Origin of the sequence: Ditibartonella apihabitans (genome assembly GCF_002007485.1) — a bacterium.
Taxonomy (GTDB): Bacteria; Pseudomonadota; Alphaproteobacteria; order Rhizobiales; family Rhizobiaceae; genus Bartonella; species Bartonella apihabitans.
The window spans coordinates 15,636-31,718 of record NZ_CP015820.1 but is presented as its reverse complement, the minus strand read 5'-3'; the positions used below and the strand labels follow the sequence as shown (position 1 = coordinate 31,718).

The window sequence follows — 16,083 nt, the reverse complement described above, 5'->3', positions numbered from 1 at the left end:
ATTCAACATTAGTATTTTCATAGACTAGTTTTCTCACTCACCTATTTTATAGTGAAAATACATTAAGAAAACTCATGAATTCATTCAATGGTGAATATTCATTCATCTTTTGATTTTCCGATTTAAAAATAGACTTATCCAAAATATCTATAATAATCTTGCGAATTGGTCACTCAATCTCACCGACATTATTGTTACTTTCCAATGTGTATTGCGAAATGAACAGAAAGGGCCGGTCACATCATTCTGGTCAAACATCGCGGCCAATAACCGAGAAGAGGTTCTTGCCCAAATCAAGCAACGAATATTATCGTTTACGACTTCTCGCGCGTACACTTGCAGGTTTTGATCTCGTTATGGTTCCCAATGTCATTATTTTTGTTTTGCGCGATATAAAAGGCAGGATTCGCTCCATTGTGCGCCGCGAGACAGCAATACACCCCTCTGTCGGAGCAAACCCCGGCCTTGCCAGATGAAAAAAAATGGCACTGCCATTGTTTTGAATTCTGCAACGGATATTCCAATCCGGTATCAATACCATGTCATAAAGCTCATCTCTGCGACAAAGTTTTTCAGCGCTATTTCTGTAAGGCAACTTTACCCGACGATTATAATTGGCGTCCCATGGCTGGTCGCACCATCCGTCAGTTAATTTTACACGTTGGAGCATTAACGCATGATGTGGTAGACTATGTAAATCATTCTTTTGAAAACCGCCAAGAATTGGCATAACAGCAATGGGTGTTGCGCCGTCACCTTCGCGTTTTCGGGCTGAAAAACCGTTTCTGCCCAAAGCGCACAGAAAACGATATTGGCCGATTGCCAAGATTCCTTTTGTTGTTGTACCGCATTTCTTGCGCACAGCGATAAACGAAACAATTTTTGGTGTTTTTAGCGGATTTCTGATTAAAGGCACTTGCATGATGTTCAGTTTTTCGTGATTGTGACTGCAATTATTACATAACGCCCGATAGCGTTTTTTATAAGGACAGAAAATGACCGATCGCACCCTTTTGATTGTAGATGATGACGAGGATCTGCGCTCTATTCTGGTAGAGCAACTACAAATGCATGAAGAATTCAATGTTCTTCAGGAAAGTACGGCTGCAAAAGGGCTTGAAACCGCAAGAAACGAAAATGTAGATCTTATTATTATGGATATCGGTTTGCCCGATCTTGATGGCCGTGAAGCTGTAAAAAAATTGCGTCAGGAAGGATTCCGTGCGCCGATCATCATGCTGACGGGTCATGATACCGATTCGGATACTATTCTCGGTCTTGAAGCCGGTGCCAATGACTATGTAACAAAACCGTTCCGATTTGCTGTTTTGCTGGCTCGTATCCGTGCACAATTGCGCCAACATGAACAGAGCGAAGATGCAACCTTCCAGGTAGGGCCTTATACATTCAAGCCCGGACAAAAATTGCTTATTGACGAAAAGGGCAGCAAGATCCGCTTGACCGAAAAAGAAGCCGCCATCATAAAATTCCTCTATCGTGCAGGAGACAGTGTTGTAAGCCGGGACACTTTGCTGGAGGAAGTTTGGGGTTATAATTCAGGGGTAACCACCCATACTTTGGAAACTCACGTTTATCGCCTCCGCCAAAAAATCGAGAAAGATCCCGCTAATGCGCAAATCTTGATAACCGATAGCGGTGGCTATAGATTGAATCCGTAAACATTGGTGAATACTGTCAAACAGTTTATTCACCTAAGCTTACGCTCCAAAGAAATCTCATGAAATGGATTGGCCACAATAAAAGGCCAGTTTATGAAAGTCGGGAGTTTTCGGTGGCAATTAATGATGACATTATTTTATTGAAAAAGTTCGACTTTTTCAACAAAATGACACCGGAACAACTGCGCTTGTTGATATTCGGAGCCGAGCGACAGGAATTTGCTTCGGGAGAAATGATTTTCAAAGAAGGCGAACTTGCCGAAAGTGCCTATGTCGTTCTTTCAGGAACTGTCAATCTTTACCGGCAAAACAACAATTCCGGACAACCGATCGACATCATCAATAGAAATGCGCTCATCAACGAGCTTGCTTTGGTAACCGAGATCAATCGTCCGTTTACAGCTATTGCACAATCCAATTCAAAAGTTTTGGAAATCGAACGCACAGTATTCCTCCGGTTAATCAAGGAGTTTCCTGACATTACCCGTTATATTTATGACTATGTGAACGAGCGAATTCACGAGCTTGCCAACAATATCAACCGGATGTCCGAACTCAAATAGGCTAAAACCCGCTTTTCGAGCCAGAAAAGACCGGATGTACCATGGTTGCGAAACGGGAAATACCGATAAATTCTGAAAAGAAGCGCGTCTTTAAAAAACGAGCCTTCAGGTTAAAAGCCGGTCTTCCCGATAAAACAGGGCAAACCCCTTTGAGAAATAGAGGAATTTCATTGGGCGTTTCCTATCTCGAATCGGCAAAATCAATAAACTAGGTACTGCCTATCGGTGCGACAAATCAAGCAAGGCTTTACCAATCCGAACTCTCGTGGTCGCTTCTGATTTCGACAGCATGAGAAGGTTTACGATTGGTAATCTGGGGCGACAGAGCCGGTATAAATACCCGCCGCGACTGGCGACGATGTACCGGCAATCCCTGAAACAGGCGTTTTTGGGCTTCACAGACGATAATTCCACCAAAATACGGAAAAAAGTTCCTCGCCAATGGCTCATAAATTGCTGAAAAACCGCGAGCCAATGCACGACCGGATGGGGAAAAATAGAGCGCTTCGCTAATATTGACGACGCTAAAATTGGTTTCGTGTAACAATAATAACAATTGCTGACGGCTATAAGGTTGGCCACTACCAAAGGGTGTATGATCATTTCTGGCCCAAAGACCGCGTCTATTGGGAACAACGATGATAACGCGCCCGTTCGGTGCCAATACACGCCACATTTCACTGAGCATTTCGCGGGCATTTTCGGCAAATTCCAGTGAATGGACGAGCATAATCCGGTCAACAGCAGAATCCGGCAAAGGCAAATCTTCTTCAAATACCAAAGCCGTTGCAACTTTTTCTGCAGAAGGCCACACACAGGCTCCTTGACGCGCCGGCATAAAAGCAAAACACCTCTCTGCCCGTGGTTTAAGCCATTGAAGATAGGGGGTAACATAACCCAGTCCCATCACCCGCTCGCCGGAAACATCACGGTCTTTTAATCCAAGTTTATTGGTAATGGTCGAAAAAACCTTTTCGCCAAGTGGTGTTTCGTAAAATGATCTGAACGTCAATATGTCCAAATAGCAACCCTAAAGCGTTATTGTGCCTGACTTGAAGTCAACGCACCTGACTGGGGCTGAGGGCTTTGTATCAAAGGCTGTGCCGAAGACGATTGTACATTTCTGTCCCAACAGCCCAGATTTTTCCCTCGTAAATTATGCGCATCAATATCGACCAGAGCACGCTGATCTTCTTTCATCATAAAATAGCGCGTCCTTGTCTTTACTTCGATTTTTTGCCAGCCGGCACATTCTGTTGGCAGTTCAACTTTTTGAGTGGTAATTTTCTCGGTCCATGCCGTGGCTTGCGTTGCACAACCGGCAAACATCAAAAGGCACGGAAGAACCAATGTTTTAACAGACATAAAACTATCCAGCATGCCCATGAAATTTAATCCAATCATTCGACTTTCACGCATTTTACTCGTGTGACCATACCAAACTTTATTCGAAAAAGAAAATAATCGTGAATTTAAGGTTAAATTCTGACAAAACCATGAAAACTATCAAAATACTGTGAAACACTTTCCCTCAAGCCAAAACCGTGACTACTTTTAAAAGACGCCGTTGCTCGCGATTAATTTGCGTTCGGTTAAATCCAACAAACAATGAAAGGACGTTTTATGAAACATCGCGCTTTAGGAAATACAGGTTTTAATATTGTTCCCCTTGTTTTTGGAGGCAATGTCTTTGGTTGGACACTGGATGAGAAGCAATCCTTCACGATGCTTGATGCAATTGCCGAAAGCGGATTGAACGCTATTGATACAGCCGACGCCTATTCGACATGGGTTGAAGGCAATAAAGGCGGTGAATCGGAAACCATCATCGGGAAGTGGTTAAAACAAAATCCGTCCAAGCGAGACAAATTCTATATTTTCACAAAAGTCGGTTCGGATATGGGCGTAGCCGGCCATAAGGGCCTTTCCGCCCGCTGGATAGAACAGGCTGTAGAAGATTCTTTACGCCGTTTGAATATCGATGTCATTGATCTCTATCAGTCACACTGGTTCGATCCTCATACACCATTTGAAGAAACTCTCGAGGCCTATGGCAAGCTTTTGAAAGCAGGAAAAATCCGCGCTACCGGCTGCTCCAATATAACGGCAGAGCAACTTGAAAATGCAATGCAAACAGCCAAGAAGAACAATCTTCCCAGCTATCAAACATTGCAACCCCAATATAACCTTTATGACCGGAACACATTCGAAGGAAAATTGGCCGATACTGCACAAAAATACGGTCTCGGTGTTATCACCTATTATAGTCTTGCTTCCGGATTTCTCTCGGGCAAATATCGTTCAAAAGCCGATCTTGCTGGACATAAACGCGGCTCGAGAGTTGAACAATATATCAATCCACGCGGGATGCGCATTCTGAACGCGCTTGATACAATCAGTGAAAAACATAATGTGACACAAGCCGAGATTGCGTTGGCGTGGCTTATTGCGCAACCCGCCGTAACGGCGCCAATAGCGAGTGCCACAAAGCTTGACCAACTATATAGCCTCGTCAAAGCAACAATGATAAATCTGAGTAAAGAGGATATTGACGCTCTTAATCACGCAAGCAGCTATTAAAGCTCTGCCAAACATCAAACCGGAAAGGACGGGGAAAACACTCGAGTAGCTTCTCCGTCCTTTCAATAAGGGTTATTTTTCTAGATTATTCGATTTTTGTAGGAAAAATTTTTATTTTAATCGCTCCTAAAGTATATAATCGCTATATCATTCTAGGAATTGGTTCTATCCTGATATTTATCAAGACAAGTATTTATCAAAATAAGGGCTATGAGCATTCCTAGCCTATTTGATTAATCCGGATAATTTCACCAGGGAGACCGGTCATGACTGATAAAAATTCATCTCGAAAAGGACGCGGCTTTATTTATAGCTCTGTTTTGGAGACCATTGGTAATACACCACTCGTCCGGATTGACAAGTTCGCCAAAAAGAAAGGTGTTAAGGCCAATCTTCTTGCAAAGCTTGAATTTTTTAACCCTTTGGCCAGTGTCAAGGACCGTATCGGTCTTGCTCTGATCGAAACCCTCGAAAAACAAGGAAAAGCAAAACCGGGAAAAACTGTATTGATTGAACCGACATCCGGCAATACCGGAATTGCGCTCGCATTTGTGGCGGCAGCAAAAGGTTATAAACTGATTTTGACAATGCCGGAAACCATGTCCGTCGAGCGACGCAAATTATTGAAGTTTCTGGGTGCCGAACTGGTATTGACCGAAGGTGCAAAAGGCATGAAAGGCGCTATCGCCAAAGCCGAAGAACTGGCTGCCAATAATCCGGATGCAATTATTCCGCAACAGTTTGAAAATCCCGCAAATCCGGAAGTGCATCGTCAGACAACGGCTGAGGAAATCTGGAACGATACGAATGGAAATGTCGATTTTCTCGTAGCCGGATTCGGTACAGGTGGTACCATCACCGGTATCGGGGAAGTCATCAAGCAACGCAAACCCGATTTCAAAGTTGTGGCGGTAGAACCTAAAGATTCACCTGTGTTGTCGGGTGGGCAACCGGGGCCCCATAAAATTCAGGGTATAGGTGCAGGATTTGTTCCAAAGATACTGAACACAAAAATTATCGATGAGATCGTTACAGTTTCAAGCGATGATGCTTTTCAAAATTCCCGCGATCTGGCACATATTGAAGGTATTCCTGTTGGAATTTCTGCCGGTGCGGCATTGACAGCAGCAATCGAAATAGGAAAGCGTCCTGAAAATACCGGAAAAAACATAGTGATCATCATTCCGGATTTTGCCGAGCGCTATCTTTCGACCCAACTGTTTGAAGGACTCGATTAAAACTTTGCCAGTCAAACTTCGCGAGCGGATTTCAACCGCTTACGGCCATTGATCCGTCCTGATCGGCCAACAAACGACTTTGCCGAAATAGACGACGCGATACGATTTGTCGAAAACGCACGCCTCGGACGGGAGTGCCTTGCACTCCCCCTCAAGAAAAAGGTGAGGTTCAAGCGTTGCGCTTGTTGTTCGGGGCGTAATTGTGAGGAGCGTGTTTTATCGTCCATGAAACATGGCCTTTCATAACTGGAGAAGCTTGACGCGTTGTCATTTTAAAAAGCCTCCCCAGCATGTAGGCTTGTTCAGGAAATTACTTCTTTTCGTTCGCTTTCAACCAATCTTGCATTTGCGCAATTTCTTTTTGTTGAGCGGCAATAATTGTCTCGGCGAGCTTTCTGGCTTCCGGGTCTTTGCCATATTTCAATTCGACCTCTGCCATATCGACAGCACCTTGGTGGTGAGCCAACATCATCTTTATAAAATCAACATCAGCATTGCCGCTCATCTTGATCGACATGTTTTTCATCATCGTTTCATTGACTTTATCCAAAGCCGACGAGGAAGCCGATAAAGCCTGAGAAGCGGTCGAAGCTGCGCCTTTTGCCATATCCATCATGTTACTGTTCTCACTTTGTGCTGCTGCATAGCTGACTGACGCACAACAAATGCATAAGGCTGCGATAAATTTTTTCATTTTCAAATCCTCTTTTTATTGAAACGCATTAAATAGAATATAGTTCCATATTTAGCACGAAATAGTGCAATTTATTTGTCCATTCATATTCATTTCAGATTTGTATTAACGTTTTGAACAAAATCGAATTGAAGATCAATTTTAAAAAAATGCCCTTTTTCTTGTGTTTTCTTAGGCTGTTTTCAAGCGCGTCCATATTCCTGACCGCCTGAGCTTTCGATCAGGCAGTAGTCAACATGAATCCGTGGTTTCGACAGGTCATCTATTTTTCGTAAGAGCCGCTTCCATTAAGCTTTTAAAAAAACATATCGATTTTACCGGAAATGCCGCACGAATTTTATAATGACTTTTTTACAGTCATTATCGCACGTCTTCTTTGGGTGCGTGAGTATCGGAATCCATTAAAATCACTGTCGAACGGCTATTTCATATATAAGCAAAATACCAGATATAGTCTTTTAATATAATGTTTAGCTGTTCTATCTATTTATCAATGCGAATACCGATAAGTGCTTAAAAAATCGTCCATTCAAATAAACTTCTTAAAAAATTTATGTAAATTTGTTTTCTTCTTTAGAACTACGGATAACAAAATGATTTTCTCGTGCGCTCACGCAAACATAACTATTCTTTAAGAGCTTTACCCTATATATCGAAAACGGATTGACAATACCGCTTGAATTTTTGTTTAATTTTGCGTCGCTTGATGAAACCAGCGCGTCTTCCCTTTTTAAAAAAACTGAAAAAACGATAAGAAACCGAATGGCGAGAATATAAAAAAGCCTATTTCAAATGAACGTGTTTTGTCGACAGGCGGTCAAAACTCAATAAAATTTCAGTAATCTTTCAAGATAGTCTTTTTCACTATCAGGCAGCGCGGATTGTCCCAACTTTTTCCGGATTTCATCGAGAATGCGTCTTGCCCGTTGCATATCACTTTCTTGAGAAAGTCCATCTTTTTCCGACTGGTGTCCGGCTGAACCAAGTTTTCGTCCGAGTGGATCTTTGGACGAGCCGTCTCCGTCTTTTCCTGTTTCGCCATTTTTTTTCATGGCTTCCTGCATTTCTTGCATCAGTTCTTTTGCGCCATCGCGCATCGCATCCAAAGCCTGCGATTGCTGACCTTCGGATCCGGCAGCATCTCCCTGTTGAAGAGCCTCACCGGATTTGTCCATCTTTTTTTCAGCCTCTTTTAATCCATCGCCCGACTTGAACCCTTTATCGGATAAATCCTTGCCGAATTTTTTCAATTCCTGCTGCAATTCATCTTGTCTCTTTTTCAGGTCATCAAGATCTTTGCGATATTCCTCCGGCGTTTTTTCGCCGCGTTCACGATCAGCTTCAAGCTTATGCGTATCATTGAGAGTTTCTTGTTGTTTCCTCATCAAATTACCAAGCTCGTCAAGCTGCTTTTGCATTTCGCTTGTTTGGCTTCCCCCTTCTCCCGATCCGCCACGACTTACCTGAAGATTGTCCATGAGTTGTTCAAGCTCGGACAAAAGCTGCTCGGCACCAGCGCGGTTACCCAATTTGGCCATATCTTCAAGTTGCTTCAGTTTCTCGGCGAGTTCATTAGGTGAAAGATTTTGTGCCTGTTGAGAAGGCTTTTGTCCAAGACCGCCGTTTTGTTGTTGTTCGGCAAGGGCGGCAATATAGTCATTCATCGCCTGACGCAATGCGTCCGTCAGACGTTCGATTTCCTCTGGCGAAGCACCATTTCTCAAAGCATCACGCAAGGCTGCTTGAGCCGCTTTCAAGTTTTTTTCAGCCTGATTGACATTGTCTCCCTCGATACCGATGGCTGTCTGCCACATAAAATCGGCTACATTTTTCAAGTTTTCGTCGGTTTCTGCGAGATGGAGTCGCGTCCATATGCTCCGCAATGCCAGATAATGGGTAAAATTGTCGATCGTTTCTTCCGGCCGCAACGTTAAGGCCGACAACATATCAAGAACCCGATCGCGGGAAAGTGTATCAAGAGCCAGAAGTCGACGTTGTTCAACCACGGCACGGGCAAGCGGATTGCCGAAATTTCTTTGCGGCAATGTCATGGTGCGCGTTTCACTTCTTCCCTGATGACCGGCGCCATCTTCTGCAACCAGTGTCAAACGCACTTCCGAACCTGCCCAAGGATGGATACTGACATCCTGCACGGTACGCGCATCCCCTTTACCACCACGCGGAATCATCAATTTGATTTCCGGTGCATCATAAAGAGGGTGTCCGGTTTCCTTGATAGTGGATGTGGGCGTTATTTCGACGTAAGCTTTCTCGACACCATAATCATCATCAAGAAAATAATTGAGTTCCAGTGACCCATTGAGAATACGTCCCGGTTCCTTGGTCAATTTGATAGTGGGGGCACGGTCGGCAACAACATCAAAATGCCAATTTCTGTCATAATGGCGCGTTCTCAATGTCACATTGCTCGACTTGGCGAGCACAGTCTCGAATGTTTTGCTATTCTGCTTTATAGTGTCAAAGCTACCTTGTGCAGTAATATTGACAGTCTTGCCAGATTGGCTTTCAGTCGACTTCAATGTTGCATCGCCACCCTCGACCACACGAATAGTCAGTTTGCTTCCTTCCGGCACTTTGGCGTTCCGGATATTGGCTTCGGTCAAATAAACAGGGGCTTCGCCGGTATAGGTGGGAGGAGTGACCCAAGCATCCACGCGCATTTTTGATAAATCGACCGGTTGCGAAAAATCCAAGAGATCACCCATTTGCCCTCCGGAAGGACCAAATGAATAGGCAAAAGCTGTAACAGCAAAAAGGACAACCAATGCCCGCAGCGCCAACGGGTCGGCACGGGCAATTCCGGTGTCGGGCACACCTGCTTCCAGATTTTTGAGTTCGGCAGCCATACGCCGCTGATGTTCTTTCCATAGAACTTTTACAAAATCATTCGCCTCGCTATTTGCCGGTGCATCATAAAGCGCTTCGAGTGGCTGATTTTGCAGTCCGCTCGCTTTTTCTATCCGCCGATCGATTTCGCTTAAAGAGGGAAAACGGAAACCGGAAACAAAGAAAAGGGAACCGACAGCGATAAAAAGCAAAATCCATAACAGGATAACATGCGGCCAATAGGAGAGGCGATCGAAAATGCCGAGCCATGCCAAAGAAAACAATATCAACAAAGCAAGAATGCTTGGAAGAATGCGTGGCCACAACCGTTCGAATGTCAGGATACACCACGCCGAAGCCCGTGCTCTTACAAGCGCTGCCATAGTTCCATGAAAAGGGCCTTTATCACTCCGCAAGATATATGTTCTTCCCTTCGCACCGGTTTTGCCACATCATAGCAATGAAACAAACAAAGGCGAGACCCTTTGCAAATATTTTATACCACCTTCACTCGAAAATATCTGTTTCAAACCTCAAGAGTTTTTCACCCATTCCGGTACATGGTCAAACCCTATCAGCTCTTCATATGAAATACGCGGACGAACAATGTCAAAATGGTTATCACTCACCAACACTTCCGGTACCAACAGACGTGTATTATAGGTACTTGCCATATCCGCACCATATGCTCCCGCACTCCAAACAGCCAACAAATCTCCGGCTTTTGGGCGGGGAAGATAGCGCGCAAGCCCCATATAATCGCCGGTTTCGCAAACCGGACCGACAATATCGGCTTTCATCGGTTCATCATTCGGATTCGGTTCTTTAATCGGTACGATGTCATGCCAGGCATCATATAAAGTCGGGCGGATAAGATCATTCATTGCTGCATCGACAATAACGAAATTTTTTCCGGCTCCGTGTTTTATATAGATGATGGATGTAACCAGAATGCCTGCATTACCGACAATATTACGACCCGGTTCCATGATGATCTGGACATTAAGCGGTGCGAAATGTTTTTTGACAACATTTGCGTATTCGGCCGGCGAGGGCGGGGGCAAGTTATCCTTGCGATAAACAATGCCAAGCCCACCGCCGACATCAACATGACGGATATCGTGCCCCTCGCCCCGCAGAACATGGACAAAATCCGCAACGAGTGAAAAAGCATCCTCGAACGGCTGCAATTCGCAAATCTGGCTACCGATATGAACATCAACCCCATGAACATCCAGACCGGGGAGTTTTGCTGCCTGCTCATAAACCTCGCGTGCGACCGCAATAGGAATGCCGAACTTGTTTTCGGATTTGCCGGTAGCAATTTTCTTATGTGTTTTTGCGTCAACATTCGGATTTATGCGCAAAGAAACACGTGCTTTTTTCCCAATCGCTACGGCGCGGGCGGACAATTGTTGCAATTCCGGTTCCGATTCGGCATTGAAACAATGGATATCGTGACCAAGGGCAAAGTCGATTTCTTCAACGGTTTTGCCAACACCGGAATAAACTATCTTGTCGGCAGGAATACCGGCTTTGAGCGCCCGACGCATTTCTCCACCAGACACAACATCGGCACCGGCACCTTGTTTTGCAAGAAGGGTCAGAACAGCCTGATTGGAATTGGCTTTCAGTGCAAAGGCGACAAGCGCATTGGTGTCGGCAAAGGCCTGACGATACTGTTCAAATTGTTGCTGAATGGCTTTAGCCGAATAGCAATAAAAAGGCGTTTCCACCTTTTTTGCCAAATCGGCAACAGCAATTTTTTCGGCATAAAGATGACCGTTAGAATATTGAAAAGCCTGCAATTAGTGCCTCTGCTTAATCAATGGATCAAGAATAAACGGTTTTTCTACTTTCGGTTTTTGAACCATTTTGCCGTTAGAGTCCTCAATCATCGTGGACGGCGGCGGTTCAAGCGGACCTTTACGTCCGCAACCGGCCAAAGCCACGCCACAGATTGTGACAACCACCAAACCGGTCAGAGTTTTTTTCATGATCGCGTCTCTTTCAAAAATAGCAAGCTTTACGCTCTATCTGATCTATTCTCTATTTAATCTACTCTTTGTGTAATGGTCAAATTCAAGCTTTGGCAAGGCGTTTTTTCCAATAGTCGATTTGGCGTTGCACTTCCTGAGGGGCTGTACCGCCATAACTCTTGCGGCTTTGAACCGATTTCTCAACGCTCAGAACGTCAAACACATCTGCCGTAATATCGGGATTAATTGTCTTCAGATCTTCAAGGGTCAGGTCAGCAAGATCGCACTTCTTCTTTTCTGCCAAAGCCACAGCGTGACCGGTTATATGATGAGCCTCTCTGAAGGGTATTCCCAATTTCCTAACAAGCCAATCAGCAAGATCGGTTGCCGTCGAATAGCCGGTACCGGCCGCCTTTTTCATTATGTTTTTGTTCACTTCTATATCAGCAATCATACCGGCCATTGCGGCAAGCGACAATTCAAGCGATTGAGCTGCATCGAAAACCTGTTCTTTATCTTCTTGCATATCTTTCGAATAGGCAAGCGGAAGGCCTTTCATAATGGTCAATAAAGCAATCAGTGACCCATTGATCCGTCCGGTTTTCGCACGGACCAGTTCTGCCGCATCGGGATTTTTCTTTTGCGGCATAATGGACGAACCGGTTGAAAAAGAATCAGGCAAATGGATGAAATTGAACTGTGCTGTCGACCAGATAACAATTTCCTCGGCAAGGCGCGAAAGATGAACCGCGCAAATTGCCGAAGCACTCAGAAATTCCAATGCAAAATCGCGGTCGGAAACACTGTCGATCGAATTTCTGGTTGGTTCCCTGAAACCGAGTGCTTTAGCGGTCATAAAACGGTCTGTCGGGAAACTGGTACCGGCCAGAGCCGCTGCACCCAAAGGTGATTCGTTCATTCTTTCGCGGGCATCATACATGCGGGATAAATCCCGCCCGAACATTTCGACATAGGCCATTAGATGATGACCCAGAGTTATCGGTTGAGCAACCTGCAAATGGGTAAATCCCGGCATAATCGTCTCAACTTCCTGTTCGGCCCGCTGCAGCAAGGTCTCGATTAAATGCCTGATGGACTGAATGGTCTTGTCTGTTTCCGTTCTCACCCAAAGGCGAAAATCCAACGCGACCTGATCGTTTCGCGACCGGGCTGTGTGGAGCCTTCCGGCGGCGGAACCGATAAGTTCGGCAAGGCGCGCTTCGATATTCATATGAATATCTTCAAGCTTTCGGGAAAAAGCAAATTTGCCGCTTTCAATTTCGGAAAGGATCGTTTTCAGGCCTTTTTCTATCTCGTCATAATCGGCTGCCGATATAATGCCTTGTGCGGCCAACATAGCCGCATGGGCCGATGAACCTTTTATGTCTTCTTTATAAAGCTTTTTATCGAAATCGATCGAAGCATTGATCTCTTCCATAATGGCTGCCGGACCCGAGGCAAAACGTCCACCCCACATCTGGTTGCTTGATCCACTGTTATTCATATATGTTAGCCCCCATCGAAAGGACGAAAAAATGGTTGCAAGAATTCCCGAAAACGTAAAATTTTCTAGAAAATTCCGGAAAATAATTTCCAAGATTGCACTTGGCACACTGAGCATATACGCGATAATGACGGCGTCTGACAACCAAGTTTACTCTTTTCCATCACTGATTTCTGTGGCTCAAGCCGAAACCGGTTCGGGGTGCACAGCAAATTCCGGAAAAATCGATAAATTGAAGCAGTCGGCAGACGGGTTTTTCAAGAATATGCGTTTTGCCGAAGAGCCTTATGATGCAACCAAACTCACCTTCAAAGATGAAACCGGCAAAGATCATAGATTGGCAGAATTTTCCGGCAAAACCTTACTTGTGAACCTATGGGCAAGCTGGTGTGTACCCTGCCGCACCGAAATGCCGGAACTTGCCAATCTCAAACGTTCTCTTGGTAATGACGCATTCGATGTCATAGCAATCAATATTGATAAAACAGCAAGCGATGAAAAAGTAAAAGATTTTCTAAAAAGCATCAAAGCCGACAATATTGTTTTCTATCGCGACCAGTCGATGGATGTTTTTAATGAAGTGCGCAAACAGGGTCTCGCTATGGGGCTTCCTGTCACCATGTTGATTGACAAAAATGGCTGCCTGCTCGGATCCTATAACGGTTCGGCTCCATGGAGCAATGCCGATTCGGAAAAACTGATGAAATCTGCCATGGAAGCCGATAAAAAAGACTGATCATCGGTTCTCTATCCGGAACAGCACTTTTAAATTGATCAAAATGTAAAATTGACCGGTTGCAAACCGGTCAAAGCCGGTTTTTGCTAAAATCAGGCTCAAAACCTTGACGTTTTTTGCGTTGCACAGCCAAATCGAGTGCCCCCAGAAATGCCGAGCGGTCACGGCCGGAAAACGGGCGCGGTCCACCGGTTACAACACCACTTTCCCTGAGATTTTCAAAGAGATTGCGGGTGGCCAATGCCGCACCGATTGTGGCCGCATCAAAGAGCCGGCCGGATGGGGAAATCGCCACTCCACCCTTTTTGACCACACGATCGGCCAATGGCACATCATTGGTAACAACAATACTCGCCTCATTGGCCTTTTCTGCAATCCAGTCGTCTGCTTTGTTCAACCCTTGATCAACAATGACAGCTTCGAGAAAATCCTCGTTCGGGATCTTCATGAAACTGTTCGAGACGATAAAAGTCTTGATATGATAACGTTCGGCTACCCGATAGGCTTCGGTTTTGACGGGACAGGCATCACCATCAAGAAACAACTGTATGATCATTTTGTCCGTCATTGTTTTGCTGCTTTAGCCCTTCTTCTTTTTCCTCTTTTTGTTCAATGGCGCGCACCAATTGGCCAGGCTGTTGCTGACGGTTGCGATAAAACATAATGGCTGCGTTGATTTCTCCACCAAGAATAAAAATGGCACTCAACATATAGAGAAAGATGATTGCCACCATGATCGAAGCGAGCCCTGCATAAGTGGAAACATAATTGGCAAATGTCGCCAGATATTGTGCAAAGAGCATCGAGGCCAAGACCCAAACCACCATGGTTACACCAATACCGGGCAAAATATCGGCCAATTTCCGTTTTCCGGCAGGAAGCCATTTATGGGCAATCAACAGACTGATTAACAGAACAACCACGGCAATGGCATAACGCCAGAAGCGGATTGTGCCGACATATTGGCCAATAACCGGATAATCATGTTGAAGAATATTGATAACAAGCGGTGCCAGCACCAGAAGAAAGCTGATAACCATCAACCCTATCGTGCCGACGATAACGAAAAACAGACTTTGAAACCGGCAAAAAAACAGGCTGCGTCGATCGACCACGCGATAGGCACGATTAAGTGCAGTTCTCAATGCTTCCACGCCGTTTGAAGCAAAATAGGCCGTCCCGATGACCGAAATGGTCAACAGACCACCGCGCTGAATGGTCATGACATTGACGACTTCCTTGACAATCGGACCGGCAATAGCATCGGGAAGCATTTTCAAAAGCGCATTGACACTTTGCTGGGTATAGGCACGTGCACCAATAAAACTTGCGAGTGATGTTGCAAAAATCAGGAAAGGAAACAGTGCCATCAAACCGGACAAAGCTATATGACTGGCAAAAGCACTGCCAGAATCACGGAAATAGTGGCTGACAGCGTTATATAAAATGCGCCAACAAAAGCGTAAGGGTCTCAGCGTCAAATCAATGTCTTTCCCGTTAATCAACCCGCTTGTAACGGGCTAAACGCACAGACTACCGTATAAAATTATTTTAATTGAGAACGCAATCTATACAAGCGTTACAATAGCTAATTCAATGTTTTCCCGTCATTTGATCACATCACACTGCTTTAATGGACTTTGCCACAAGCCAATCTATCTATATTTTTAAATGAGACAGATGATTTTCCGAGGAGTCCAAAATGGTCAAAATCAATAAAATCTACACGCGTACAGGTGATGATGGTACAACCGGCCTCGTTAATGGCCCCAGACGCTCGAAAGCCGATTTGCGCGTTGATGCTTATGGCCTGATTGATGAAACCAATGCGACGATCGGACTTGCCCGTCTCGAAACGGTAAGCGATCTCGACAAAATGCTCGAAGAAATACAAAATGACCTGTTTGATCTTGGGGCCGATCTGGCAACTCCTGAACAGAGCGAAAATAAAACAGATTTACGCGTTCTCTCCACCCAGACAAAACGGCTTGAAGATGAAATCGACAGGTTGAATGAAAAACTCTCGCCCTTGAAATCCTTTGTTTTACCTGGCGGGTCCAAAGCATCCGCCTTTCTACACCTCGCCCGCACTGTCGCAAGACGTACCGAACGGACCATTGTTGCGTTGAGTAAACAGGAAAATGTCAGCAAGGATGTTCTGGGCTATATCAACCGGCTTTCGGATTTTCTGTTTGTTGCTGCCCGTTATGCTAATGATTGTGGTAAAAATGATGTATTATGGGTACCGGGAAAGAATCGCTAG

At 44.9% G+C, this 16,083-nt stretch carries 17 protein-coding genes; 6 read left to right on the top strand and 11 right to left on the bottom strand.

The annotated features are described in order from the left end of the window. Positions 1-307 precede the first annotated feature (307 nt). On the bottom strand, positions 308-922 hold the full coding sequence (locus tag BBC0178_RS00150; protein ID WP_078038770.1) for a L,D-transpeptidase family protein: 615 nt from the start codon (positions 920-922) through the stop codon (positions 308-310). Positions 923-995: 73 nt separating this feature from the next. On the opposite strand from BBC0178_RS00150, the gene BBC0178_RS00145 reads away from it, so the two are divergent. Then, on the top strand, positions 996-1,679 hold the full coding sequence (locus BBC0178_RS00145) for a response regulator transcription factor (protein ID WP_077969668.1): 684 nt from the start codon (positions 996-998) through the stop codon (positions 1,677-1,679). 113 nt (positions 1,680-1,792) lie between these two features. Continuing rightward, positions 1,793-2,242, top strand: a complete 450-nt coding sequence (locus BBC0178_RS00140; protein WP_188317742.1) for a cyclic nucleotide-binding domain-containing protein — start codon at positions 1,793-1,795, stop codon at positions 2,240-2,242. Positions 2,243-2,489: 247 nt separating this feature from the next. Here the strand turns inward: BBC0178_RS00140 and BBC0178_RS00135 are convergent, their stop codons facing one another. Both BBC0178_RS00135 and BBC0178_RS00130 read right to left on the bottom strand, forming a co-directional pair. Further along, a complete protein-coding gene (locus BBC0178_RS00135) occupies positions 2,490-3,263 on the bottom strand; it encodes a class I SAM-dependent methyltransferase (RefSeq protein WP_077969664.1) in 774 nt (257 codons plus the stop codon). A gap of 17 nt (positions 3,264-3,280) precedes the next feature. Next, positions 3,281-3,607 carry a hypothetical protein gene (locus BBC0178_RS00130; RefSeq protein WP_225867934.1) on the bottom strand — a complete coding sequence of 109 codons (327 nt, stop codon included), beginning with the start codon at positions 3,605-3,607 and terminating at the stop codon, positions 3,281-3,283. 258 nt (positions 3,608-3,865) lie between these two features. Here BBC0178_RS00130 and BBC0178_RS00125 point away from each other — a divergent pair, with 258 nt between their 5' ends. Beyond that, a complete protein-coding gene (locus BBC0178_RS00125) occupies positions 3,866-4,822 on the top strand; it encodes an aldo/keto reductase (RefSeq protein ID WP_078040278.1) in 957 nt (318 codons plus the stop codon). Positions 4,823-5,088: 266 nt separating this feature from the next. Beyond that, positions 5,089-6,060, top strand: a complete 972-nt coding sequence (cysK, locus tag BBC0178_RS00120; protein ID WP_078038768.1) for a cysteine synthase A — start codon at positions 5,089-5,091, stop codon at positions 6,058-6,060. Between the two features lie 11 nt (positions 6,061-6,071). Here the strand turns inward: cysK and BBC0178_RS11660 are convergent, their stop codons facing one another. From BBC0178_RS11660 to argH, 6 genes are all read right to left on the bottom strand, one after another. Continuing rightward, positions 6,072-6,287 carry a hypothetical protein gene (locus BBC0178_RS11660; RefSeq protein ID WP_149867381.1) on the bottom strand — a complete coding sequence of 72 codons (216 nt, stop codon included), beginning with the start codon at positions 6,285-6,287 and terminating at the stop codon, positions 6,072-6,074. An 83-nt stretch (positions 6,288-6,370) separates the two neighbouring features. Continuing rightward, positions 6,371-6,754 (bottom strand): CopM family metallochaperone, encoded by a 384-nt coding sequence (gene copM, locus BBC0178_RS00115; RefSeq protein WP_077969660.1) that lies wholly within the window; start codon positions 6,752-6,754, stop codon positions 6,371-6,373. Between the two features lie 824 nt (positions 6,755-7,578). Then, positions 7,579-10,017 carry a TIGR02302 family protein gene (locus BBC0178_RS00110; RefSeq protein WP_225868325.1) on the bottom strand — a complete coding sequence of 813 codons (2,439 nt, stop codon included), beginning with the start codon at positions 10,015-10,017 and terminating at the stop codon, positions 7,579-7,581. Positions 10,018-10,134: 117 nt separating this feature from the next. Then, positions 10,135-11,409 (bottom strand): diaminopimelate decarboxylase, encoded by a 1,275-nt coding sequence (gene lysA / locus BBC0178_RS00105; protein ID WP_078038766.1) that lies wholly within the window; start codon positions 11,407-11,409, stop codon positions 10,135-10,137. Then, on the bottom strand, positions 11,410-11,598 hold the full coding sequence (lptM, locus tag BBC0178_RS00100) for an LPS translocon maturation chaperone LptM (RefSeq protein ID WP_077969654.1): 189 nt from the start codon (positions 11,596-11,598) through the stop codon (positions 11,410-11,412). It lies immediately after the preceding gene. Between the two features lie 85 nt (positions 11,599-11,683). Beyond that, on the bottom strand, positions 11,684-13,084 hold the full coding sequence (gene argH, locus BBC0178_RS00095) for an argininosuccinate lyase (RefSeq protein ID WP_078038765.1): 1,401 nt from the start codon (positions 13,082-13,084) through the stop codon (positions 11,684-11,686). Positions 13,085-13,259: 175 nt separating this feature from the next. Here argH and BBC0178_RS00090 point away from each other — a divergent pair, with 175 nt between their 5' ends. Continuing rightward, positions 13,260-13,820: a TlpA disulfide reductase family protein gene (locus tag BBC0178_RS00090; RefSeq protein WP_225868324.1), complete on the top strand. Its 561-nt coding sequence runs from the start codon at positions 13,260-13,262 to the stop codon at positions 13,818-13,820. 70 nt (positions 13,821-13,890) lie between these two features. Here BBC0178_RS00090 and BBC0178_RS00085 read toward each other — a convergent pair whose 3' ends face one another. Beyond that, positions 13,891-14,376 (bottom strand): YaiI/YqxD family protein, encoded by a 486-nt coding sequence (locus BBC0178_RS00085; RefSeq protein ID WP_225868323.1) that lies wholly within the window; start codon positions 14,374-14,376, stop codon positions 13,891-13,893. After that, positions 14,354-15,301 carry a YihY/virulence factor BrkB family protein gene (locus BBC0178_RS00080; protein WP_078040277.1) on the bottom strand — a complete coding sequence of 316 codons (948 nt, stop codon included), beginning with the start codon at positions 15,299-15,301 and terminating at the stop codon, positions 14,354-14,356. Before BBC0178_RS00080 ends, BBC0178_RS00085 begins: the two co-directional genes overlap by 23 nt. Before the next feature lie 221 nt (positions 15,302-15,522). Between BBC0178_RS00080 and BBC0178_RS00075 the strand changes: the two genes are divergently transcribed. Beyond that, positions 15,523-16,083, top strand: a complete 561-nt coding sequence (locus tag BBC0178_RS00075) for a cob(I)yrinic acid a,c-diamide adenosyltransferase (RefSeq protein ID WP_078038762.1) — start codon at positions 15,523-15,525, stop codon at positions 16,081-16,083.

What these genes read in the sequence shown, in the direction of transcription:
- BBC0178_RS00150 (WP_078038770.1), bottom strand. Translation starts at nt 922, where the DNA reads ATGCAAGTGCCTTTAATCAGAAATCCGCTAAAAACACCAAAAATTGTT.
- BBC0178_RS00145 (WP_077969668.1), top strand. Translation starts at nt 996, where the DNA reads ATGACCGATCGCACCCTTTTGATTGTAGATGATGACGAGGATCTGCGC.
- BBC0178_RS00130 (WP_225867934.1), bottom strand. Translation starts at nt 3,607, where the DNA reads ATGTCTGTTAAAACATTGGTTCTTCCGTGCCTTTTGATGTTTGCCGGT.
- BBC0178_RS00125 (WP_078040278.1), top strand. Translation starts at nt 3,866, where the DNA reads ATGAAACATCGCGCTTTAGGAAATACAGGTTTTAATATTGTTCCCCTT.
- cysK (WP_078038768.1), top strand. Translation starts at nt 5,089, where the DNA reads ATGACTGATAAAAATTCATCTCGAAAAGGACGCGGCTTTATTTATAGC.
- BBC0178_RS11660 (WP_149867381.1), bottom strand. Translation starts at nt 6,287, where the DNA reads ATGGACGATAAAACACGCTCCTCACAATTACGCCCCGAACAACAAGCG.
- copM (WP_077969660.1), bottom strand. Translation starts at nt 6,754, where the DNA reads ATGAAAAAATTTATCGCAGCCTTATGCATTTGTTGTGCGTCAGTCAGC.
- lptM (WP_077969654.1), bottom strand. Translation starts at nt 11,598, where the DNA reads ATGAAAAAAACTCTGACCGGTTTGGTGGTTGTCACAATCTGTGGCGTG.
- argH (WP_078038765.1), bottom strand. Translation starts at nt 13,084, where the DNA reads ATGAATAACAGTGGATCAAGCAACCAGATGTGGGGTGGACGTTTTGCC.
- BBC0178_RS00085 (WP_225868323.1), bottom strand. Translation starts at nt 14,376, where the DNA reads ATGATCATACAGTTGTTTCTTGATGGTGATGCCTGTCCCGTCAAAACC.
- BBC0178_RS00075 (WP_078038762.1), top strand. Translation starts at nt 15,523, where the DNA reads ATGGTCAAAATCAATAAAATCTACACGCGTACAGGTGATGATGGTACA.